Origin of the sequence: Xanthomonas sp. CFBP 8445, assembly GCF_025666235.1 — a bacterium.
In the GTDB taxonomy this organism is placed as follows: Bacteria; Pseudomonadota; Gammaproteobacteria; order Xanthomonadales; family Xanthomonadaceae; genus Xanthomonas_A; species Xanthomonas_A indica.
Map to the genome: position 1 here is coordinate 618,834 of NZ_CP102594.1, position 22,032 is coordinate 640,865.

Here is a 22,032-nt window from a genome sequence, read left to right on the forward strand (position 1 = left end):
GACCCCCGTGCACGTGCTGACGGTGCGGGAAAAGCTGGGCTACAGCCTGGGCGACCTGGCAGCGAACCTGATCTTCCAGACGCTGATCACCTACCTGGCGTTCTTCTACACCGACGTGTACCGATTGCCGGCCGCCACGGCGGCGACGATCATCTTCGTCATCGGCCTGCTGGGCGCGTTCGTGTTCACCCCGCTGATCGGCATCGCCGCCGACCGCACGGCGAGCCGCTGGGGCAAGTTCCGGCCCTGGATCCTGTGGACGGCGATCCCGTTCGGCGTGCTGTCGCTGCTGGCCTTCAGTACCCCGGAGCTGGGCGCGCGCGGCAAGGTGCTGTACGCCCTGACCACCTATGGTCTGCTGATGCTGGTGTACGCGGCCAACAACCTGCCGTACTCGGCCCTCAGCGGGGTGCTGACCGGCAACATGGCCCAGCGCAACAGCCTGTCGGCCTACCGCTTCGTGGCGGTGATGATCGCGCAGTTCATCATCCAGGTGCTGCTGTTGCCGCTGGTGCTGATCCTGGGCGACGGCGACAACGTGCGCGGCTTCGAGCGCCTGATGACGGTGTTCGCGGTGGTAGGCACGCTGTTCTTCCTGATCACCTTCGCCACCACCCGCGAGCGCATCGTGCCGGCCAAGGAACAGAGCGCCGGCGTGCTGCAGGATCTGTCCGACCTGCTGCACAACCGGCCATGGAAGGTGATGCTGGCGCTGACGGTGCTGGTCTTCGTCAACCTGGCGCTGAAGGGCGGCACCTATATCTACTATTTCCAGTATTACCTGAGCGAGGCGGCGCTGGCGGGCTTTCTCGACGCCTCCGGCTTCAATGGCTTCATCGGCGGAGTCAATGCGCTGCTCGCCGGATGGGGCCTGTCCGGTTTCACTTGGCCGCAGGATCCGGCGACCTCGGCATTCAGCCTGTTCAATGCCTGCGGCATCCTGTGCATGATCCTGGGCATCGGCTTCTCCCGGCGCCTGGCCGACCGCTTCGGCAAGCGCGATGCCTTCGGCGGCGCGCTGCTGGCCTCCACCGTGTTCCTGCTGGCGTTCTACGTGTTTCCGCCCACGGCGATCGGCGTGGCCTTCGGCGCCTTCATGCTGCACGGCTTCTGCTACGGCATCACCATCCCGCTGCTTTGGGCGATGATCGCCGACGTCGCCGACTACTCCGAATGGAAGAACCATCGCCGCGCCACCGCGATCATCTTCTCGGCGATGCTGTGCGGGCTGAAGATCGGGCTCAGCATCGGCGGCGCGCTGGTCGCCGGCATCCTCGCGCACCACGGCTACCAGGCGGGCGCGCCGCAGCAGCCGCAGGATGTGGTGGACGGCATTCGCCTGACCGTGAGCGTCTATAGCGCCCTCCCGTTTCTGGTCGCGGTGGCGCTGCTGTTCTTCTATCGGATCGACAAACGCATGGAACGTCGCATCGAACACGAGCTGCAGGCGCGTCGGCAGGGGGCCGACCCGAGTGAACGCAGCGACCTGGACCATCTCGCGGCGCACGCCATCGCGCAGCCGCTGGTCACCCACATTTACACGGCCGATCCATCGGCGCACGTATTCGAGGGACGCCTGTACATCTATCCGTCCCACGACATCGACAGCGGCGCGCCGTTCGACGACGACGGCGGTCACTTCGGCATGGAGGACTACCACGTGCTGCGCATGGACACGCCCGACGGCGCCGCCACCGATTGCGGCGTGGCCCTGCACGTGCGCGACGTGCCCTGGGCCAGCCGGCAGATGTGGGCGCCGGATGCGGCGACCCGCGACGGCCGCTACTACCTGTACTTCCCGGCCAAGGACGCGCAGGGCCTGTTCCGCATCGGCGTGGCGGTGGCCGGCCGCCCGGAGGGCCCGTTCGCCGCCGAGCCCGAGCCGATCGCGGGAACCTATTCGATCGACCCTGCCGTGTTCGAGGACGACGACGGGGCGCACTACCTCTGCTTCGGCGGCATCTGGGGCGGCCAGCTGCAGAAATATCGCGACGACCGCTTCGATGCGACGTACGCCGAGCCTGTCGGCGACGAACCGGCGCTGGGGCCGCGGATCGCCAGGCTGGACCCCGACATGACGCAGCTGGCGGAGCGCACACGCGAAATCGTCATCCTCGACGAACACGGCCAGCCGTTGCGCGCCGACGACCACGCGCGCCGCTTCTTCGAGGGGCCGTGGCTGCACAAGGACCAGGGCCGCTACTACCTGTCGTACTCCACCGGCAACACGCACCTGCTGTGCTACGCCATCGGCGACAGCCCGTATGGACCGTTCACGTATCGCGGCGTGCTGCTCAAGCCGGTGGTGGGCTGGACCACGCACCACTCCATCTGCAGGTTTGAAGGCCGGTGGTACCTGTTCTATCACGATGCCCTGTTGTCCGGCGGCGTGACCCACCTGCGCTCGGTCAAGTGCACGCCGCTGCACATCGAGGCGGATGGCAGCATCCGCACGGTCGATCCCTATGGCGGATGAGAGGCCGCTGCCCAGGGACTGCACACGCGCTGGCCGTGGCAAGGCGGTCGCCTGTCCCTTGTAGGAGCGGCTTCAGCCGCGACAGGCCTTCACGGTAACGCCTGTCGCGGCTGAAGCCGCTCCTACGCGTGCATTGTCGATCGTGATTGAAGACCTGCTCCAGTCACGGACGGAAGCTGGAGAATCGGCCTTCGTGTCCGCCAGCGCAGCCAGGTGCCGCTCTTCGCCGCATGGCGCAGCGCGCCTGGCGCCACGCGCGGCGCAGCACCATCCCTACACCGACCGCGGCAACAACTCCAACCCCTGGATCTCGCGAATCCCCAACCCAGGCGCTTCGCCAATCCGGATCTGCGCTTCGTCGAACTGCACCCCGCCCACCACCGGGTCGAAGGCTCCCAGCGACGGTCCGTCCAGGTCGACCTTGGTGATGACGTCCGCGCGCGCCACCGCCAGGTGTGCCGCCGCCGCCACGCCGATGCTCGATTCGAGCATGCAGCCGATCATGCACGGCACCCCATACACCGCGGCGATGTCGGCGATGCGCAGCGCGTTGGACAGGCCGCCGGCCTTGATCAGCTTGATGTTGACGATGTCCGCCGCGCGCCGCTGCAGCAGCGCGATCGCCTGCGCCGGCGAGAACACGCTCTCGTCGGCCATCACCGGGGTCTGCACGCGCTCGGTCACGTACTGCAGGCCATCGACGTCGCCGGCCTTGACCGGCTGTTCCAGCAGTTCCAGGGTCACCCCGGCACGCTCCAGCGCGTGCATCGCCTGCACCGCCTGCTTGGGCGTCCAGCCCTGGTTGGCGTCCAGCCGCAGCTGCGCGCGATCGCCGACCGCGGCATGGATCGCCTTGACCCGTGCGATGTCCTCGGCGAGATCGGTGCCGATCTTGATCTTCAGCGCCACGAACCCGCGCGCCAGTGCCGACAGCGCATCGGCCACCATCGTGTCCACTGCATTCACGCTGATGGTGAGGTCGGTGGTCAGCTGCGGCGTGCCACCGCCAAGCAGCTGGTACAGCGGCGCACCATGCTGCTGCGCCCACAGGTCGTGCACGGCGATCTCCAGCGCCGCCTTGGCGCTGCTGTTGTGTTCCAGCGCGCCCTGGATCAGGCCGCGCAGGCGCTGCAGGTCGGCCATGTCCTCGCCGATCAGGCGCGGCGCCAGGCAGCGTTCGATCGCGGCGATGATCGCTCCGTGGGTATCGCCGGTGATGGGCGGGGTCGCCGGTGCGCTGCCATGGCCGATCCGGCCGTCGTCGGTGTGGACCATGACCACCACGTCCTCGATCGCCTGCACGGTGCGCAGCGCGGTCTTGAACGGGGTCTTCAGCGGCACGCGCAGCATGCCCAGGCGGATCTCGGTGATCTTCATTCGGTGGTCGGTGCGCGCAGGCGCTGGATGCGGGTGATGCGGTCGATGAAGGGCGTGCCGTCGCCGAGCAGCAGCGGCTCCAGCGGGGTCACCGACACGCCGTTGAGGCGCACGCGCTGCAACCGGCCAGCGGCGTCGCGGTAGCTGGCGCCGGCCACGTCATGGATCACCCAGGTCTGGCCATCCTCGTGACCGATCACCAGCATCACGTGGCCGGGGATGTAGACCAGGTCGCCGACGCGCAGTTGCGCCAGCGCCTGTTGCCGCTGCGGCAGCGGGTCGCTGGCGGTGTAGGGCACCGACGCCAGTGCCGGACTGCGCGCCTGGTCGCCGGTGTTGCGCGGCAGCTCGATGCCGAGGCTGCGGTGGAGGTCGACCACGAAGCCGCTGCAGTCGCGCGCGTCGTAGCTGTTGCCCCAGCCATAGCGCTCGCCGAGGAACTTGAACGCCTGCTGCAGCAGCATCTGCGGCGTGGCCGGCAGCGGCGCCTCGGCGACGTCGGCGCTGCGCGGCACCAGTGCGGGCGCCAGTTGCAGCCGTCCGTCGCGGTCGCGCAGCGGCAGTTGCACCACGTAGGCGGCCAGCGGCGACTGGCCGTTGATCGCCTGCAGCGGCGGCCAGTCGCGCAGCAGCGGCAGCGCGCTGCCCATGTCCAGCGCCACCTGCGAGGCTGCCGGCAGCTCCGGGGTGAACACGGTAGCCGCGCGCGCGCCGGTGACCAGCAGTCGCGGCGTACGTTGCGCGTACGCCAGTACGCCGGCGCGGTCGCTCTCGGCGATGCGGTCGCGGGCGATCCAGGCGGCGTAGTTGTTGGCCAGCACGAACAGCCACTGGCCATCGGCGCTGGCATGCAGGATCGCCACCGGGCTGCCCGGATACAGCGCCGATTCCTGGAAGCGGTCGATGTCGCGATCGTCGCGGTCGCTGAACACACGGTCGGCGGTCGGGAAGCGCCGTAGGTCGGCGCGTTGCACCACCAATGCATAGCGCGGCTGCACCTGCGCCGGCAGCGCGTCCAGCGCCAGCGCGCGCTGCAGCGCCTGCAGGCGCGCGGCATCGAGTGTGGCGCCCTGGGCGTCGGAGAGCGTGCGCGTCGGCGGTGCCGACAACGCCAGGATCTGCGTGCGCACCTGCGCGCCGGGAACTTGCGCCGGCAGTGCGGCCAGGTCGTGCATCGACGGATCGTCGCGCAGCAGCCGGGCATTGAACGCGGCGCGCTGCGACGCCTGCAGCAACGGCGGCGATGCCGCCGGCAGCCGTGCGATCCAGTGCGCGGCCTGCAACTGCGCCGGCTGTGCCTGCAGCGGCATGGCGTCGGTGGCGCGTGCTGGTGCGATGCCGCCGCTCGCCGCCACGGCGAGCAACAGGCACAGGCCGCGCATCGTGATCATGGCATCCCGCTGTCTGGAAAGAAGGCCGGCGCGTGCTGCGCGCCGACGCCAGGATCTTCGATTCCCGGTTTTTTCCTGTCAAGGCGCTGCGTTGACAGGTTTTGCAAGCGCGTGTTACATCCAACTGCACAGGGGAAGCGTGGCGATGGCGCAGGGGAACGTGCAGGCACTCGCACGGCAGCGCCGCGTCCACTCGGCAAGATGCAGCAACCCGCAACACGATGGCCGCGTGCCGTGCACGTGTCATCGCCGTGTGCGTGGACGCCAGGGACAGGCGCTCGTCGGTAGCCGCGCCCGCGGCGTTCGCGCCATCCACCCGCGCCATGCAGGAGAGCCGCGTGCCCATGCGAATCGTTCGTCGTCCTTCTCCCTTGCGACCCGTACGCGTGGCGCTGGCCGCGCTGACGACGCTGGCCGCGGCCTCGCCGGCAGCGGCTGCGGCGCAGGAACAGGCGGCGACGCCACGCGATCTCGACGCGGTGCTGGTCACCGGCTCGCGCATCGCCCGCGCGCAGGTCGAAGGCCCGGCGCCGGTCACCGTCATCACCGCCGAGGACATCCGCAAGCAGGGCTTCGGCACGGTATGGGAATCGCTGGGCACGCTGACCCAGTTCAGCGGCAGCACCTTCAACGAAAGCGACCAGACCGGCAGTTCGCCCAACGGCCAGTACCTCAACCTGCGCGGGCTCGGGCCGGGCTATCAGCTGATTCTGCTCAACGGCAAGCGCATGGCCGACTACCCGCAACCCTACGGCGCCAACGGCACCGCAGTCAGCCTCGGCAGCATTCCGGCGGCGGCGGTGGAGCGCATCGAGGTGATGAGCGGCGGCGCCTCGGCCATCTATGGCTCCGACGCGGTGGCCGGCGTGGTCAACATCATCACCAAGCGCGATTTCCAGGGCGACAGCCTGCGCGTGCGCGCCGGCACCACCACCCGCGGCGGCGGCGATACCGGGCAACTGCAGTGGACCGGCGGGCGCCGCGGCGACGGCTGGAGTTTTACCTACGCCTTCGAGCGGCTGGATCGCGAACCCATCGTCGCCCGCCAGCGCGGCTTCATGGATTCCTACGACGACCATCCGGACAACAAGGCCGACCCCGGCTCGCCCAACGTGTCCATCTCCGGCGTGTACCTGCGCCGCGGCAACACCTATCTGTGGCCGCAGGCGGGCACGCTTTCGACCTCGCCGCAGGCGCTGGCCGCGGCCTGCGCCGCGACCAATCCGGCGTTCCGTCCCTACCGCACCAGCGACAGCCTGGCCGCGCCCAACCGCTGCGGCGCGTTCGACTACTACGCCGGGCGCTCGGTGCAGAACGGCTATGGCAAGACCTCGGCCTACCTGGCCGGCGATGCCGAGCTCGGCCACGACGTCGTCGCCTACGCGCAACTGCTGGCCAACCGTTCGCAGGACAAGAGCTCCAGCCAGACCCACTACTACATCGGCGAGGGCGCGTTCACCGCCTACGATCCGGACCTGGGGCTGGTCACCGCGCAGCGCATCTTCCTGCCGGACGAGGTCGGCGGCATCAAGACCATCGACTACGACGAGCGCAGCTGGAACCTCAACGCCGGCGTGCGCGGCAAGGCCTTCGACGGGCGGTTCGACTGGGATGCCAGCGTGTCGCTGTCGCGCTACGACATCACCACGCGGCGCCCGCGCTTCCTCACCAATGCGGTGCGCGATTACTACTTCGGGCCCGTGCTGGGCTATCGGCCGGACGGCACCGAAATCCGCCGCGTGCGCCCGGACCGGCTGTTCGCGCCCGGCAGCCCGGCGCTGTACCAGCAGCTCACCACCGAAGTGATCAGCCGCGGCGAATCGGCCACCGACCAGGCCCAGTTCGTGGTCAGCGGCGACCTGTTCGCGGTGCCGGCGGGCATGGTGCAGATCGCCACCGTGCTGGAAGCGGCACGCCAGACCTACGACCTGCAGCCGGATCCACGCACCACCGTCGACTACACCGGCAGCGAGCGCATCTACAACCTCACCCAGACCCCGGGCGGCGGCCCGCGCAAGCGCTATGCCGCCGGCCTGGAACTGCGCGTGCCGATTGCCAGCCGGCTCAGCGCCACCCTGGCCGCGCGTTACGACGCCTACGACGACATCACCGCGGTCGATGGCGCGGCCACCTGGCAGGCCGGGCTGGAGTGGCGTCCGTTCGACACGCTGCTGCTGCGCGGCAGCCATGCCACCAGCTTCCGCGCGCCGGACCTGCTGTGGATCTACGCCGGCACCAGCGCCAACAATCCCACCGTGGTCGACGAATACCTGTGCCGCCGCGACGGCCTGGATCCGCTGTCGGCGGCCTGCGCGAGCGCGCACGAGTACCAGACCTTCTCCACCCAGGCCTCCAATCCGCTGCTGCGCGAAGAGACTGGCAAGTCGACCACGTTCGGCGTGGTCTGGGATGCGCTGCCGGCACTGTCGCTGAGCCTGGATTACTACCGCATCGAACTGAAGGGCCGGGTCGAAGCCGTCTCCAGCGAAACCCTGCTGGAGAACAACGCCAACTGCCTGCTCGGCCGCGACCGCGCCGGCGCCGCGGTGGACACTGCCTCGGCGGCCTGCCGGTTCTACCTGGACGCGGTCACCCGCAGCCCCGGCACCGACCTGACCAGCGAAGGCCAGATCACCGCGTTCAAGACCTTCCCCATCAACCAGTCGCTGATGCGCACCGACGGCATCGACGCCAGCCTGCGCTACGACCTCGACCTCGGCGCCTGGGGCACGCTCGGCCTGCAGGGTGGCCTGACCCGGGTGCTGCGGATGGAGGTGGCGCAGTTCGCCGGCGCGCAGCCGGTGGACGTGATGAACGACGTCGACTACCTGGCGTTCCGCACGCGCAGCAACTGGCGCGCGAACTGGAGCCGCGGCGACTGGTCGGCCAGCGTGTACGGCTACCGCTACGGCTCGCGGCCCGACTACGCCGAGCGCGGCCGCGTCGCGCCCTACCTGGTGTGGAACGTCGATCTCGCCAAGCAGATCACCGACAAGACCACCGTCGGCCTGAGCGTGCTCAACGTGTTCGACGCGCTGCATCCGCGCGACGACACCTACACCACCTGGCCGTACTTCCCGCGGGTGTACAGCGCGATCGGCCGGCAGTGGTCCGTCAACTTCAACTACCGCTTCTGAGCGCGCGTGGCCGTCGACGCGCGTTTGCACGCCGCCGCCGCGCCGATTGCGTACGCTTGTGCGACCCCGACTAGGAAGTGTCCATGACCCGCGTTCCCGTGCCGTTCCTGTCCGCCGTGTGCCGGCTGCTGCTCCTGGGGACGCTGGCCTTGCTCGGGGCCTGCGCGCACGCGCCGCAGCGCAATCCGCTGGCCACCTGGGTGCCGTCGCCCAACTACGACACGCGCCGGCCGATCCTGATCGTCATCCACTACACCGACCAGCACTCGGTACAGCAGAGCCTGGACACGCTGCGCTCGCACAACAGCAAGGGCAAGGTCAGCGCGCACTACCTGATCGGCCGCGACGGCACACGCTACCAGCTGGTCGCCGACCAGGACCGCGCCTGGCACGGCGGCGCCGGACGCTGGGGCACCATCACCGACATCAACTCCGCCTCGATCGGCATCGAACTGGACAACGACGGCAAGACCCCGTTCGCGCCGCAACAGATCGCCAGCCTGCTGGTGCTGCTCGAAGACCTGTGCACACGCCTGCGCATCCCGCGCACCCAGGTGGTCGGGCACGAGGACTTCGCGCCCTCGCGCAAGGTCGATCCGGGCCCGCTGTTCCCGTGGAAGCAACTGGCCGAGGCCGGCTTCGGCCGCTGGCCGGCCGCCGACACGCCGCCGGCCCCGCCCTGCTTCGATCCGTGGCAGGCGCTGGCGCTGGTCGGCTATCCGGTCGACGACCGCGCCGCGACCCTGCGTGCCTTCCACCACCACTACCGCGGCAACGACGCCACCGACTTCGACGCCGAAGACCTGCGCATCCTGTACGCGCTGACCCAGCCGCTGCTGGCGCGGCCGCAGCCGGTCCCGGCGATGGAGCCGGACGCGCCCTGAGCCGGCGCGCCGCGGCGCCAGCGTCGGTCTTGGCGGCGTGCACGCCTGTCACTTGGCGCCGCCGCGGTTCTTGGTAGCATCGCGCGCCAACGGACTCCAAAGGACAGTGCGATGAGGCGAGGAACCACGGCCCTGTGGGCGGCCACCTTCCTGCTGTTGGGTGGGTGCAAGGACAAGACTGCCGATGCGCCGGCCACGCAGACCCCGGCGCCGGCAAGCGCGGCCGCGCCCGCAGCGCCCGCCCACGCGACCGCCGCGGCACAGCCGGCCGCCGCCGAGGTGCCGGCGCCGGGCCAGGTGCTGGCCGACATCTACGGCACCAAGGGCGACGGCTCCGCGTCCTACGCCATCGACAACGGCGCAGTGGCCAGCTTCTGGTACGGCGACCGCTTCGACCTCGGCGGCAAGCAGTATTACACCGGGTTCGCCAATGCCACCGGCGGCAAGTACGAGAAGCCCGGCGACCAGGCCGGCGACCAGGACATGCCCGACCCGGCAGCCACCGTCAGCATCAGCCAGGCCACCTACGTGCTCGATAGCGCCGGCGGCACGCCGACCTGGACCCTGTTCCATGCGCAGCGCTGGGCCGGCGATTTCGGCTCCGACGGCAAGGCCGACACCCTGGACGAACAGCGCAAGCCGCAGAGCACCACCACCAAGGACGGCCACCTGCTGCTGGCGCTGCCGACCACGCGCTTCGCCGACGGCATCACCAGTGCCGGCTTCGCGATCTTCACCTTCGACCCGAACAAGAACGACCTGGGCGACTACAAGGGTTGGGTCTACCTGGGCACGGTCGCTGCCGGCGAGGACAACAGCGCCGCCTGCGACGACCAGGGCACCATGAAGTGCGCCACCAGCACCGGCACGCTGAGCTTCGTGCCGCCGACCAGCGGCAACGTGCCGTCGCTGCGGATCGCCCTGCAGGGCACGGCGGTGGACGGGCCGGGCAAGGTCCGCACGCTGGGCCCGGCCGACGCCGTCACCTACGCCTACGACCCCGCCAAGCAGCAGTACACCCCGCCGCTGGACCGCTGACGGACGGCGCGCGGGCGGCGCGGGCGCGCGTTGCCGCGGTGGTGTCGGGCGCAGGACCTGGTTTAAGATGCGCCCCACGGGGCCTGATGATCAGGCGAGTCATTCGCGAGCGGCATGGGATGCTGCACTCGCCCGAAATGCCGGCGTGGATTGCCGGCGTGCGGTTCGCCATGCGCGACCGCCATCACCGCCCCTGCTCGGGGCCGCAGTGCACGTCACCGTCGTTCCGTCCGCAACCGCGCCCGCGGGGAGTCTTCGTGCTCCGCGTCAGGCGTCGCGTCCGCCTCGTGCGCCGCCTGCGTCAGGGCGGACACGGCGGCGGGCGCATCGGAATGTGCAGGTGAGTTCTTCCGGCTTCTTCACCGAATACAGGATGTTCTGGACATGTCGAACGACAACAAGCGCGCCGCCGCTCCCGAAGTGCCACCCGATGCGGGCAGCGTGCTGTACCTGATCTACGGCTGGGACGGCGATGGCGCCGTGTCCTACGAGATCGACAACGGCGCGGTGGTGAATTTCTGGGGCGGCCAGCATGTCGAACTGGACGGCAAGCACTACTACACCGGTTTCAGCTATGCCACGCCGGGCCGGTACGGCATCGACGATGCCGAAACTTTTCCGAACCCGGGCGAGGGCGTCTCGCTCGGCGCCGCCACCTTCCTGCTGACCACGCCCGGCGGCGAGCGGCCGTGGATGGTGCTGCACGCGCAGCGCTACGTCGGCAGCTTCGGCGCCTATGCGCGTGCCGATGCGTTCGACACCACGCGTGCGCCGCAGCAGCATGCACTGGGCGACGGCCGGTTGCTGCTGGCCCTGCCCACCACGCGCTTCGGCAACGGCATCACCGAGGCCGGCTTCGCGCTGTTCGTGTTCGACCCGAACCGGCATGACCTCGGCGATTACCGCAGCTGGCTCTACTGCGGCACGGTGGCGGCCGGCGAAGACAACGAAGCGGCCAGCGACCCGGACGGCGTGGTGCCGCACGTGTCCAGCACCGGCACCCTGGAATTCCAGGCGGTCCCCGGCCAGCGCATGCCGGCGCTGCGGGTGGCGCTGCACGGCACCGCGATCGCCGCTCCCGGCCGCGCGCGCCTGCTCGATGCCGGCGACGTGCTGCAGTACGCCTTCGACCCGGACAGCGGCCAGTACCAGCCGACGCCCGACGCATGACCCCACGGCGCGCGGCGGCGCGCCGGTGGACGCAGCACCCGATGTTCCGCAGTACGCAATCGTTCTGTTGACCGCGCACTAACAAGCTCACGGACGAGCTCGGTTGACCCAGGCGGCCGCGATGGCCGTACCTCAACCTCAAGGAGTTACACGAGATGGCACGCGATACCACCAAGGCAGAGAATCTCGACATCATCGAGCGGGAAGCCAGGCAGCGGCAGATTCCGGTCGACGATTTCATGCGCTTCGCCTACATCGAAACCGGCGGCCGCTTCGACGAGCAGGCCAGTCGCGGTCCCAACAGCGCCAAGGGCCTGTTCCAGTTCACCCCCGGCGCCGCCAGCGCCTACGGCATCCGTGGCCGCGAACTCGACGCGGTGGCCAACACCGATGCCGCTGCGCGCATGTACCAGGACAACCGCAACAGCCTGACCCGCCAGCACGAACGCGACGGCCGCCCCTACCTGTCCGGCAGCGCGCAGCCCGACGGCCTGGACATGTACATGGCGCACCAGCAGGGCGCCGGCGGCTACCGCTCGATCCAGGCCGCCATCGCCACCGGCCACTTCGAGCTGAAGGGCACCCGCGCCAACATCCTCAACAACGTTCCCGGCGAAAAGGACGCGCAGGGCGCGCGCCAGTTCCAGGCCTACACCGGCACCTCGCTGGCCGACTTCAAGACACTGTCCGACCAGGACATGGCCAAGGCCTTCGTGAAGTACTGGGACGCCAAATACGACCACATCGCGATCCCGGAAAAGGGCATCAAGCCGCTCGCCGAGGGCCAGGGCGCGCCGGCGCGCACGCCGACCCACGCAGGCGGCAGGCAGGGCGGCCACGACGGCATCGCGCTGACCGCCGCCTACGACCTGGGCGTCAAGCACGACGACGTGAAGTACGCGATCAACGTCAAGAGCAGCAAGTACTACCACCCCGGCGTGGACGGCAAGCATCTGTCGCAGGGCTACATCGACTGCTCCGGCTGGGTGACCGAGCTGCAGAACGCGACGATGAACGAGATCAACCGCAAGGCCGGGCGCGACGTGTTCACCCAGAAGGACATGTTGGCGCAGGGCATGGTCGGCTCCGGCGAGATCGTCAAGAAGGCCTTCGACAGCTCCGGCGTGCTGCTGCAGGGCAAGGACGTGTTCAAGCCCGGCGCGCTGAAGGAAGGCATGGTCATCGGCGTGGACTCGGGCAAGACCGCGCACGAGCACTGGAAGGGCATCGACCACATCATGATGGTCGTGCGCGATCCCAAGAGCGGCGAACTGCTGGTCAGCCAGTCCACCGGCAGCAAGGGCGTCAACACCATGCCGCTGGACGACTACCTGGCCACGCACCAGAACGCCAAGCTGTTCGCTTCCGATCCGCTGGCCAAGGGCCGCGACCTGCTGCAGGACCGCCAGCAGAGCCAGGCGCAGACGCAGGGGGCGCAGGAGCCGCGCACGGCGCTGAAGCCGGGCGAGCAGGGCGCCGACGTCAAGGCGATGCAGCAGCGCCTGATCGAACTGGGCATCAAGGACGACCAGGGCAAGCTGCTCAGCGGTACCGGCTATTACGGCGATCGCACCAAGGAAGTGGTCGCCAACCTGCAACGCGAGAAGGGCCTGGCGGCGACCGGCATCGCCGACAAGGCCACGCTGGAGGCGATCGCCAAGCAGCCGGCGCCGGCCAAGGCCGACGCGGCGGCGCTGGCCGACAACCCGCTGTACAAGCAGGCCATGGACCACCTGCAGAAGCAGGGACCCAACGGCGGCTTCAAGAGCGCCGAGGAGATGCAGCGCGCCGCGGGCCAGGTCGCGTTCGAGGCCAAGGTCAGCGGCATGAATCGCATCGACGACCTGGTGCTCAGCGGCGACCGCCGCGGCCTGATCGCGGTGCAGCGCAATCCGGAGAATCCGCACGACGTCAATCGTGCCTATGTGGACAGGCAGCAGGCCGCGACGGTGCCGCTGGAACGCAGCCAGCAGCAACTGGCCGCCGAAACCCAGCGGCAGGCGCAGGAGCAGCCGCAGCAGCTGGACCCGCAGCGCGAAAAGGCCCAGGCACCGCGCTGATCGGTGCTTCCGGCCGCGACCACCGCCGCGCATGTCGCGCGGCGATGGTCGTGCGTGGCGATGGCGGCGGCCATTGCCATGCATGCGTCGGCGCGACATTGCCCAACGCCGGCCAAACACCAGCACCCGCCATCGCGGCGCGCGATGGACAGCGTGCGCCACCATCGATTAGAACCTCGCCTTTCCGCTCGCGCAAACGACAAGGACGCAACCCGACCATGGCCATCGTCAAGGCTTTCCACCACTCTTCCCTGCTGCTGTTGTGCGTGGCCACCGCCGCCTGCAGCGCGCCGTCTTCCACGCCCAGCCAGGCGCAGGCACCAGCTGCTCCGGCTGCGGACGCCGCTGCCGCGGCGGCCCCTGCCGCCGCGCACGAGGCCGGCACCCAGGCCGACGCGGGTGCCGCCACGCCGGCCGCGACGCCGGCGGCGCCCAGCCCTTCCCCCGCTTCAGGAGATTCCCCCGTGCTGCGACCGTCCTACGACACCTGCATCACCGCCGCCGGCGGCGCCACCCCGGCGATGCTGGATTGCATTTCCGACGAACACGCCTACCAGGACCAGCGCCTCAACACCGCCTACAAGGCGGCGATGGCCAAGCTCGGCGAGGCCGAGCAGCACGCGCTGCGCGAGCGGCAGCGCAAGTGGATCGCCGAACGCGACGAGAAGTGCGTCGCCGATCCGGACGGCGGCCAGGCCGAGCGCGTGGATGCGGCCGAATGCCGCCTGGAAATGACCGCACGCCGCGCCGACGAACTCGAAGCGCACTGATTTCACCCTCTATGTATTGAACCCCGACGCGCGGCGCCTTCCACGCCGCGCGTCCTGCCAAGGAGAACGCGATGAGCGACAAGGATTGGGAACTGGGCCAGACCTCCAAGCACTACGAGACCGGCGGCCGCGGCGCGTCGACCGTGTCCTCCGGCGTCGACGACCCGGGCGGCGTGTCCTACGGCTCGTATCAGATGACCTCGCAGACCACCACCCGCGAGGGCAAGGTCATCAACGGCGGCACCGTCGCCGCCTTCGTCAAGGACAGCAAGTACAGTGACGACTTCGCCGGCCTCAAGCCGGGCTCGGACGCCTTCAGCGCCAAGTGGAAGGAGCTGGCCAAGACCGACCCCGGCTTCGGCCAGGAACAGCACGACTACATCAAGCGCACCCACTTCGACAAACTGGTCGACCGGCTCAAGGACAAGGGCCTGGACCTGTCCGACCGCGGCCCGGCAGTGCAGGACGCGATGTGGAGCACCGCGGTCCAGTACGGCCCCGGCAGCGACAAGAAGCCGGGCGGCTCCGGCGTGTTCCTGCGCGCCATGGAGGAGAAGTTCGGCAAGCAGGCCGACCTGTCGAAGATCTCCGACAAGGAGATCGTCAGCGCGGTGCAGGACTACAAGGCCGAGCACGTCAAGGAGCTGTTCCCGCGCGTGCACAAGCAGAAGACCCTGGATTCGCTGCAGAACCGTGCCGAGAACGAGAAGGCCGACCTGCTCAAGCTGGCCGACCTCGGCAAGACCGTCGCCAAGCCCGGCGAGCAACGCGACGGGCACACGGCGCCGAAGCCGCAGGACGGCCATCGCGAGCCGGCCGCGCACGGCGGCGTGCTGGCGCGCAATGCGCAGGGCGAGGCGGTGAAGGGCCTGCAGGAGAAGCTGGCCACGCTCGGCTACCTGGAGGCCAAGGATGCGATCGGCACCTACGGCCCCAAGACCGAGGCGGCGGTGGAGAAGTTCCAGCAGGACCAGCACCTGAAGGGCGTGGACGGCAAGGCCGGCCCGGAGACGCTGGCGGCGATCGAGCGCAGCGTGCAGCGGCAGCAGGGCGTGGAGCAGTTGCGGCGCGACAATCCATTGTTCGACCAGGCGGTCGCGCAGCTGGAAAAGCAAGGGCGCAACGGTGGCTACGGCGACCGCGAGTCCATGCAGCGTGCGGCCGGGCAATTGGCGTTCGAGGCCAAGGTCAGCGGCATGTCGCGCATCGACGACCTGGTCGCCAGCACCGATGGCCGCGGCATGATCGCGGTACAGCGCAATCCGGAAAACGCGCACGACGTGTACCGCGCCTACGTCGATCGCCAGCAGGCGGCGACCGTGCCGCTGGAGCAGAGCCAGCAGCAGCTGGCGGCCGAAACCCAGCGCCAGGCGCAGGAGCGGCAGGTGCAGGACCAGCAGCGCACCCAGACCCAGGCGCAGACGCCGGGGCGTTGATACGCACTGCGCAGGGCGGTCATCGGCACGCGCCGCTGGCCGCCCTCATTGCGCAGTGGCATCGCGCATCACGGGAGCGCGGCAGGACAGCGGCAACGGCCATGGCCTATGCTGCGCAGATGCCGCATGACCGCCGCTCACGCCACCACCATTCCTCGCGCCCCTGGCGCCGGCCTGGCGCGCTGCGCGCGCTGGGCCTGACGCTCGCGTTCGCCGTCGCGCCCGCCACGTTCGCTGCGGAACCGATCACCTCGCCGGCGACCACGCCGGAGCAGGCGGGACTGGTGGACGTGCATGCGCTGGCGCCGGAGATCGCGATGGACATCCGCTACGCCGGCCACGACAACTTCACCGGTCGCCCGGTGCCGGGCTACGACGCGCCCAAGTGCTATCTGCTGGCGCCGGCCGCGCAGGCCCTGGCGCAGGTGCAGCGCGACCTGCAGGCCAAGGGCTACCGCCTGCAGGTGTTCGATTGCTACCGGCCGCAGCGGTCGGTCCGCGCCTTCGTCGCCTGGGCGCGCGATCCGCAGGATCAGCTCGCCAAGGCGCGCTACTACCCGAAGCTCGACAAGAGCGTGTTGCTCGGCGACTACATCGCCGAGCACTCCGGCCACAGCCGCGGGGCCACCGTCGACCTGGGCTTGCTGGACTGCCGCCAGGGCGCCTGCCGCGCGCTGGACATGGGCACCGGCTTCGACTTCTTCGACGCCAGCGCGCACACCGACACGCCGGCCATCGACGCCACGCAGCGTGCGCACCGTCGGCAGCTCTTGAAAGCGATGGCCGCGCGCGGCTTCGTCAACTATCCGATGGAATGGTGGCACTTCACCTTCCAGCCCGAGCCCAGCCCCGGCGTCGCCTTCGACGTGCCGGTGCGCTAGCGGCGCCTCATCTTCGCTACGGACCCCTCCATGACCGGCACGCACCAGTTCGTCGACCTGCAATGCCCTTACTGCGGCGAATGGATCGACGTCGCGCTGGATCCGTCGGTGGACGTGCAGCAGTACGTCGAGGACTGCCAGGTCTGCTGCAAGCCGATGCTGATGACGGTGCGCTGGGACGAGGACGGCGCGCCGGTGGTGAGCGCGATCGCCGAAAACGCCAGTTGAGCCGCGCGCCGGCGCGCCGTGCCGCACGCCGATGCGCGACACCCTCTAGACTTGTGCCCTTGCCGACCGAGGACACCCGATGAACCTGCCGCTGCACTTCGGCCTGCTGGGCTCGCTGGAAGCCGGGCTGATCGCCTTGGCGGTCGGCTTCCTGGTCTATGCGCTGTGGCAATGGTTGGGCCGGCGATGGGGCTGGTCCGAGGGCCAGCAGCTGGGCGGCGCGTGCCTGATCGCGGTGGCGGTGTCGGCCGGCATCGACTGCTGGAACCTGTTCTACACCAGCATCGTGCGCCTGGAGTCGCCGCTGTACGCGCGCATCGCCCTGGCCAGCATCCACGACCCGGACGAACTAGGCTCGCGGGTGGTGCTGGAAGTGGCCGGCGCGCTCGCTGGCGTGGCGCTGGCCTGGGTTGCATTCAGGGGACGTTCAAGCGAAAACGCTGGCGACGGCGGTCACGAAACACGCTGAAACAGACGTTTTCTTTCTGCAATCCAAACGTCTCGAATGGACGCCTTACCACACGCTGACGAAGCCCTAACCATTGCGGTAGCGCGCCGTGCGGGCGCCGTGGTTAACGATCCGTTTGGCGGCGATTTTCGACAGGGAATGGATTCAGTCTGAGACCGGCACGGTAGCGCCGTGTCCGGAATCGACCGGACATGCCACACCGAGAGAGCCAAGGAGAATCCACCCATGAACATTCGCACCCGCACCCCGCTGATCGGTACCGCCGCCCTCCTCGCCGCCGCGCTGGCCCTGCCGGCGTTTGCCCAGGACGCGCAGCAGGCCGATGCCGCCGCGCAGGCGCAGACGCAGTCGTCCACCAGCGCCACCGGCCAGAGTGGGCAGGCCGGCGCGGCCTCGGGCGGCGGCCAGACCTGGGCCGATGTGGACGCCGACAAGGACGGCGCCATCAGCAAGCAGGAGGCGCAGGTCAACGCCGGCCTCAGCCAGATCTTCGCCCAGGCCGATGCCGACCATAACGGCAAGCTGACCCCGGACGAGTACAAGGCCTACGTCGCCAAGCAGCAGGGCGGCGCGGCGACCGGCAGCGACAGCAACGGCGGCCAGTAACGGGAGCGGTCCCGGCACGGCGGTCGCGCGGCGATGAGGACGCGCACCGCCTCGCCGGGACCGGACCTCTAGCGCATCACCGCGAGCGTCTTTCCATCAACGCTCCACCACGACGGCGGCCATGGGCCGCCGTCGTGCGTTTGCGCGGTGGGGCAGGGGAGGTGTCTGCGGGTCGGAAGGCGCTGCTATGCTTGGCGGATGATGCCGACGCCGACTGCCTTGCGTGCTTCCCCCATCGCCCTGGTCGGTTTCGACGGCGACGACACCCTGTGGAAGAGCGAGGACTACTACCGCGACGCCGAAGCCGCGTTCGAAGCCATCCTCGGCCAGTACCTGGACCTGCACGACGCCCGCACCCTGCAGCACCTGCTGACGGTGGAGCGGCGCAACCTGGCGGTGTTCGGCTACGGCGCGAAGGGCATGACCCTGTCGATGATCGAGGCGGCGATCGAGCTGACCGATGCGCGGATCTCCGCGCGCGACATCGGGCGCATCGTCGAGATCGGGCGCAGCACGTTGCAGCATCCGGTGGAGGTGATCGCCGGCGTGCGCGAGGCGGTGGCGACGATCGCCGCGGAGTTCGAGATCGTGCTGATCACCAAGGGCGACCTGTTCCACCAGGAAGCCAAGATCGCGCAGTCCGGCCTGGGCGACCTGTTCCCGCGCATCGAAATCGTGTCCGAGAAAGACCCGAAGACCTACGCCAAGGTGCTGTCCGAGTTCGGCATCGGCGCCGAGCGCTTCGTGATGATCGGCAACTCGCTGCGATCGGACGTGGAGCCGGTGATCGCGCTCGGCGGCTGGGGCATCCATACGCCATACACCACCACCTGGGCGCACGAGGCCGAGCACGGGCTGTCGGCCGACGAACCGCGCCTGCGCGAAGTCGCCGCGGCCGCGGACTGGCCGCAGGCGGTGGCGGATCTCAACCGGCATGCGGCGAGCCTGCAGCGGGGCTGAGCGACTCCTCTGCTTGGCGGCGTTGGCGTGCGCGTCTGGTCGGGTCTCGTAGGAGCGGCTTCAGCCGCGACCGGGCTGTACCGGGAAAGCCTGGTCGCGGCTGAAGCCGCTCCTACAAGAGCCGGCGATTGCGCCCCGTCGTGTTCTCTTGCTTGCTTTAAACGCTTTGTTAATCCCTGCGGCAGAGAGCCGCAGTCAGTAACGCCATGTCCACGCGGTGCTGCCGACAACGGCCTGTAGGTGAGCCAGCAGGGCGTGCTTGCGTCGATGGGCCGCGTGCGCGTAGCCGAGGTGGGCACCGGTCATGCCAACATGGTCGTTTGCCATCCCGCCGAGGCCGCGGTGCGCATTTGCCGGCTGGTCTCTTCCTTCAAGCGCGCTGACAGCGCCCGTCGCCTCCGGCAGAATCGGAGCATGCGCCTGCATCAGCCTTCTGCCGCTCTGCTTCTGTGTGCCGTGCTGTGCGCTGGCAGCCCGGCCGTGGCGCAGGGTGCGGCGGCGCCGGCGCGCACGGCCGCCACCGAAGCCGCGGACGCCGCACCGGTCGAGGTGCCCGGCACCGACGATGCCTGGATCGACCGTCAGTTGCTCGACATCGACCGTTACGCCGCGCGCTATCCCGACAGCTTTCTCGACGAGATCGCGCGCTATGCGCAGATGCCGCACGGTTATGCCGAGGTCCTGCTGCACGATCGGCGCTGGCCGCCGCGCGATGTCTATGTCGCGGCGTTCCTGGCCAAGGCGGCGGGGCGACCCTACCGCGAGGTGGTGCGCGCACGCACGGCCGCCGGTGTCGCTGCCGGCTGGGCGACGGTGGCGAGCGACATGGACGCGCCGCCCGGTTCGCTGGCCTATCGCGCGCTGCGCCATGCCATCGTCGCCAGCTACGACCACTGGGATCGCCCGATCGTGCTGGACGCACTGTTGCGCCGGCAATTGGGCGACCGCGCCGCCCGCGATCGCGCCGCGGCGCAGCCGCAGGACGGATCCGCGCGCACGCAATAAGCGCGGGGGAGCACAACGACACAGAGCGGCCGCCTGCACGTTCGCCCATGTCGTTGCGCGAACGTCCCGTTGTCCTGCACGGCATGCAGGCACCGTTATGCATCAACGTCTGCGCATACCTAGCCCCTCTCCCCCCGGGAGAGGGGTTGGGGGTGAGGGTCGGGGCGCGCAGCGCCTCATGCAGTTTGGGTGCACGAGGCTGCGCCCGGACCCGCATCCGCCCCTGCGGGCACCTTCTCCCGGCGGGAGAAGGAGACAGCGGTGTAGGCCACGTCCGTGCCGCACCGATACGCGCCGCGCATTCATCCACACTGGCCGCGCCGCCGCCGCGGCGCGAGAATAGGCATTCTGCCGGTCCTGCCGCCGGCGCCACTGCCGCTCCGGACCGCCCGATGACCCACGCCTTCGTTTCGCCCGACGCTATCCGCAGCCTGTTTGCGCAGGCCATGTCCGACATGTACCGCACCGAGGTGCCGTTGTACGGCACGCTGATGGAGCTGGTGGCGCAGGTCAATGCGCAGACCCTGGCCGCGGATCCGGCGTTGGAGGCGCAACTGCAGCGCAACGACGAACGCGCGCGGCTGGACCAGGAGCGGCATGGCGCGATCCGCGTCGGCACTGCCGAGGAACTGGCCACCCTGCGCCGTCTGTTCGCGGTGATGGGCATGGCGCCGGTGGGGTATTACGACCTGTCGGTGGCCGGCGTGCCGGTGCACTCCACCGCGTTCCGCCCGCTGGATGCCGCGGCGCTGGCGCGCAACCCGTTCCGCGTGTTCACTTCGCTGCTGCGGCTGGAGCTGATCGAGGACCCGGCGCTGCGCGAGCAGGCCGCGCAGATCCTCGCCAAGCGGCGCATCTTCACCGACGGCGCCCTCGCGTTGATCGCGCAATGCGAACGCGACGGCGGCCTGGTCGACGCCGATGCGCAGCGTTTCGTTGCCGAGGCGCTGGAGACCTTCCGCTGGCACAGCGACGCCACCGTGAGCCTGCCGACCTACCGTGCGCTGAGCGAGGCGCACAAGCTGATCGCCGACGTGGTCAGCTTCCACGGCCCGCACATCAACCACCTGACCCCGCGCACCCTGGACATCGACGCCGCGCAGGCGGAAATGCTGCGCCGGGGCATCGACGCCAAGGCGGTGATCGAAGGCCCGCCGCGCCGCGCCTGCCCGATCCTGCTGCGCCAGACCAGCTTCAAGGCGCTGGAGGAAACCGTGCGTTTCCCGGCGGGCGCGGACAGCGCCGAGGCCGGTACCCACACCGCGCGGTTCGGCGAGATCGAACAGCGTGGCCTGGCCCTGACGCCGAAGGGTCGCGCGCTGTACGACGCGCTGCTGGAGCGCGCGCGCGCGGCCGAGGGCAGCGCCGGTGCCGACTACGCCACGCGCCTGCATGCCGTGTTCGCCGATTTCCCCGACGACTACGCCACCTTGCGCCGCGAGGGCCTGGGCTATTTCCGCTATGCGCTGACCGACGCCGGTCGCGCCGCCGGCGCCGCCGCCCTGGCCGGCAAGCCGGCCGAAGCATTGATCGCCGACGGTCTGGCCAGCGCCGACCCGATCGTCTACGAGGATTTCCTGCCGGTCAGCGCTGCGGGCATCTTCCAGTCCAACCTCGGCGGCGGCGAACAGCGCGCCTACGCCGCGCACGCCAACCGTGCCGCATTCGAGCAGGCGCTGGGCGCGCCGGTGCACGACGAATTCGCCATCTACGCCGGTATCGAGCGCGATTCGCTGCAGGCGCTGGCGGGTTGAAGGCATGGTCGGCGCGCCGGTTGGCGTGCCATGGCGATCGGCAGGAAAAGCGCGCAGCGGTTGGCTTGCCGCGTGCCTGCTGCTGTCGTAGGAGCGGCTTCAGCCGCGACAGGCGTTCATGGGAAGGCCCGTCGCGGCTGAAGCCGCTCCTACAAGAACACGATCAGTGTGAGGGTGCATTGTGGGAGGGACTTCAGTCCCGACGGCATCCGAAGACGACAACGCTGCTCACACCGTCGCGTCGCGGCTGAAGCCGCTCCTACGAGTGCACGATGGGCATGGTGCTGCACTGTGGGAGGGACTTCAGTCCCGACGGTGTCCGAAGACAGCAATGCTCACACCCCCGCGCGTCGCGGCCGCAGTGGCTTACAAGGAATACGCGCGAGGCGC

17 protein-coding genes and 1 pseudogene are annotated in these 22,032 nt (G+C 69.5%); 16 read left to right on the forward strand and 2 right to left on the reverse strand.

The window, feature by feature from the left end; all coding sequences use genetic code 11:
- Positions 1–7 precede the first annotated feature (7 nt).
- Positions 8–1,474, forward strand: a pseudogene (locus tag NUG21_RS02760) (MFS transporter); the annotation flags it as partial.
- Between the two features lie 36 nt (positions 1,475–1,510).
- Positions 1,511–2,476 carry a glycoside hydrolase family 43 protein gene (locus NUG21_RS02765; RefSeq protein WP_317852481.1) on the forward strand — a complete coding sequence of 322 codons (966 nt, stop codon included), beginning with the start codon at positions 1,511–1,513 and terminating at the stop codon, positions 2,474–2,476.
- Positions 2,477–2,749: 273 nt separating this feature from the next.
- On the opposite strand, the gene NUG21_RS02770 is transcribed toward NUG21_RS02765, so the two are convergent.
- Both NUG21_RS02770 and NUG21_RS02775 read right to left on the reverse strand, forming a co-directional pair.
- A complete protein-coding gene (locus NUG21_RS02770; protein WP_263392212.1) occupies positions 2,750–3,853 on the reverse strand; it encodes a dipeptide epimerase in 1,104 nt (367 codons plus the stop codon).
- On the reverse strand, positions 3,850–5,244 hold the full coding sequence (locus NUG21_RS02775) for an SH3 domain-containing protein (RefSeq protein ID WP_263392213.1): 1,395 nt from the start codon (positions 5,242–5,244) through the stop codon (positions 3,850–3,852). Before NUG21_RS02775 ends, NUG21_RS02770 begins: the two co-directional genes overlap by 4 nt.
- Positions 5,245–5,588: 344 nt before the next feature.
- On the opposite strand from NUG21_RS02775, the gene NUG21_RS02780 reads away from it, so the two are divergent.
- The 14 genes from NUG21_RS02780 to NUG21_RS02845 all read left to right on the forward strand — a co-directional run bounded on the left by NUG21_RS02780 (position 5,589) and on the right by NUG21_RS02845 (position 21,642).
- Entirely contained in the window at positions 5,589–8,381 is a 2,793-nt protein-coding gene (locus NUG21_RS02780; protein ID WP_263393021.1) for a TonB-dependent receptor plug domain-containing protein, read from the forward strand.
- Positions 8,382–8,464: 83 nt separating this feature from the next.
- Positions 8,465–9,265: an N-acetylmuramoyl-L-alanine amidase gene (locus NUG21_RS02785; RefSeq protein ID WP_263392214.1), complete on the forward strand. Its 801-nt coding sequence runs from the start codon at positions 8,465–8,467 to the stop codon at positions 9,263–9,265.
- 111 nt (positions 9,266–9,376) lie between these two features.
- Positions 9,377–10,303 (forward strand): hypothetical protein, encoded by a 927-nt coding sequence (locus NUG21_RS02790; RefSeq protein ID WP_263392215.1) that lies wholly within the window; start codon positions 9,377–9,379, stop codon positions 10,301–10,303.
- A 384-nt stretch (positions 10,304–10,687) separates the two neighbouring features.
- The gene (locus tag NUG21_RS02795) at positions 10,688–11,473 is read left to right on the forward strand and encodes a hypothetical protein (protein ID WP_263392216.1); all 786 of its coding nucleotides are present in this window, start codon (positions 10,688–10,690) and stop codon (positions 11,471–11,473) included.
- Between the two features lie 155 nt (positions 11,474–11,628).
- Entirely contained in the window at positions 11,629–13,533 is a 1,905-nt protein-coding gene (locus NUG21_RS02800) for a peptidoglycan-binding protein (protein WP_263392217.1), read from the forward strand.
- A gap of 218 nt (positions 13,534–13,751) precedes the next feature.
- On the forward strand, positions 13,752–14,303 hold the full coding sequence (locus NUG21_RS02805; protein ID WP_263392218.1) for a lysozyme inhibitor LprI family protein: 552 nt from the start codon (positions 13,752–13,754) through the stop codon (positions 14,301–14,303).
- 71 nt (positions 14,304–14,374) lie between these two features.
- Positions 14,375–15,739 carry a peptidoglycan-binding domain-containing protein gene (locus NUG21_RS02810; protein WP_263392219.1) on the forward strand — a complete coding sequence of 455 codons (1,365 nt, stop codon included), beginning with the start codon at positions 14,375–14,377 and terminating at the stop codon, positions 15,737–15,739.
- A gap of 191 nt (positions 15,740–15,930) precedes the next feature.
- A complete protein-coding gene (locus NUG21_RS02815; RefSeq protein ID WP_263393022.1) occupies positions 15,931–16,620 on the forward strand; it encodes a M15 family metallopeptidase in 690 nt (229 codons plus the stop codon).
- A gap of 30 nt (positions 16,621–16,650) precedes the next feature.
- Positions 16,651–16,848 (forward strand): CPXCG motif-containing cysteine-rich protein, encoded by a 198-nt coding sequence (locus NUG21_RS02820; RefSeq protein WP_010340161.1) that lies wholly within the window; start codon positions 16,651–16,653, stop codon positions 16,846–16,848.
- 79 nt (positions 16,849–16,927) lie between these two features.
- Entirely contained in the window at positions 16,928–17,317 is a 390-nt protein-coding gene (locus NUG21_RS02825; RefSeq protein WP_160945676.1) for a hypothetical protein, read from the forward strand.
- 225 nt (positions 17,318–17,542) lie between these two features.
- The gene (locus NUG21_RS02830; protein WP_160945675.1) at positions 17,543–17,923 is read left to right on the forward strand and encodes an EF-hand domain-containing protein; all 381 of its coding nucleotides are present in this window, start codon (positions 17,543–17,545) and stop codon (positions 17,921–17,923) included.
- 201 nt (positions 17,924–18,124) lie between these two features.
- Positions 18,125–18,883 carry an HAD family hydrolase gene (locus NUG21_RS02835; protein WP_160945674.1) on the forward strand — a complete coding sequence of 253 codons (759 nt, stop codon included), beginning with the start codon at positions 18,125–18,127 and terminating at the stop codon, positions 18,881–18,883.
- Between the two features lie 240 nt (positions 18,884–19,123).
- Entirely contained in the window at positions 19,124–19,888 is a 765-nt protein-coding gene (locus NUG21_RS02840) for a hypothetical protein (protein ID WP_263392220.1), read from the forward strand.
- A 392-nt stretch (positions 19,889–20,280) separates the two neighbouring features.
- Positions 20,281–21,642, forward strand: a complete 1,362-nt coding sequence (locus NUG21_RS02845) for a 2-oxoadipate dioxygenase/decarboxylase HglS (protein WP_263392221.1) — start codon at positions 20,281–20,283, stop codon at positions 21,640–21,642.
- The last annotated feature ends 390 nt before the right edge of the window (positions 21,643–22,032 follow it).

Excerpts from the sequence above, each read along its gene's own strand:
- NUG21_RS02780 (WP_263393021.1), top strand. The coding sequence starts at position 5,589 with ATGCGAATCGTTCGTCGTCCTTCTCCCTTGCGACCCGTACGCGTGGCG.
- NUG21_RS02805 (WP_263392218.1), top strand. The coding sequence starts at position 13,752 with ATGGCCATCGTCAAGGCTTTCCACCACTCTTCCCTGCTGCTGTTGTGC.
- NUG21_RS02795 (WP_263392216.1), top strand. The coding sequence starts at position 10,688 with ATGTCGAACGACAACAAGCGCGCCGCCGCTCCCGAAGTGCCACCCGAT.
- NUG21_RS02820 (WP_010340161.1), top strand. The coding sequence starts at position 16,651 with ATGACCGGCACGCACCAGTTCGTCGACCTGCAATGCCCTTACTGCGGC.
- NUG21_RS02845 (WP_263392221.1), top strand. The coding sequence starts at position 20,281 with ATGACCCACGCCTTCGTTTCGCCCGACGCTATCCGCAGCCTGTTTGCG.
- NUG21_RS02810 (WP_263392219.1), top strand. The coding sequence starts at position 14,375 with ATGAGCGACAAGGATTGGGAACTGGGCCAGACCTCCAAGCACTACGAG.
- NUG21_RS02825 (WP_160945676.1), top strand. The coding sequence starts at position 16,928 with ATGAACCTGCCGCTGCACTTCGGCCTGCTGGGCTCGCTGGAAGCCGGG.
- NUG21_RS02775 (WP_263392213.1), bottom strand. The coding sequence starts at position 5,244 with ATGATCACGATGCGCGGCCTGTGCCTGTTGCTCGCCGTGGCGGCGAGC.
- NUG21_RS02770 (WP_263392212.1), bottom strand. The coding sequence starts at position 3,853 with ATGAAGATCACCGAGATCCGCCTGGGCATGCTGCGCGTGCCGCTGAAG.
- NUG21_RS02790 (WP_263392215.1), top strand. The coding sequence starts at position 9,377 with ATGAGGCGAGGAACCACGGCCCTGTGGGCGGCCACCTTCCTGCTGTTG.
- NUG21_RS02785 (WP_263392214.1), top strand. The coding sequence starts at position 8,465 with ATGACCCGCGTTCCCGTGCCGTTCCTGTCCGCCGTGTGCCGGCTGCTG.
- NUG21_RS02830 (WP_160945675.1), top strand. The coding sequence starts at position 17,543 with ATGAACATTCGCACCCGCACCCCGCTGATCGGTACCGCCGCCCTCCTC.
- NUG21_RS02835 (WP_160945674.1), top strand. The coding sequence starts at position 18,125 with ATGCCGACGCCGACTGCCTTGCGTGCTTCCCCCATCGCCCTGGTCGGT.
- NUG21_RS02800 (WP_263392217.1), top strand. The coding sequence starts at position 11,629 with ATGGCACGCGATACCACCAAGGCAGAGAATCTCGACATCATCGAGCGG.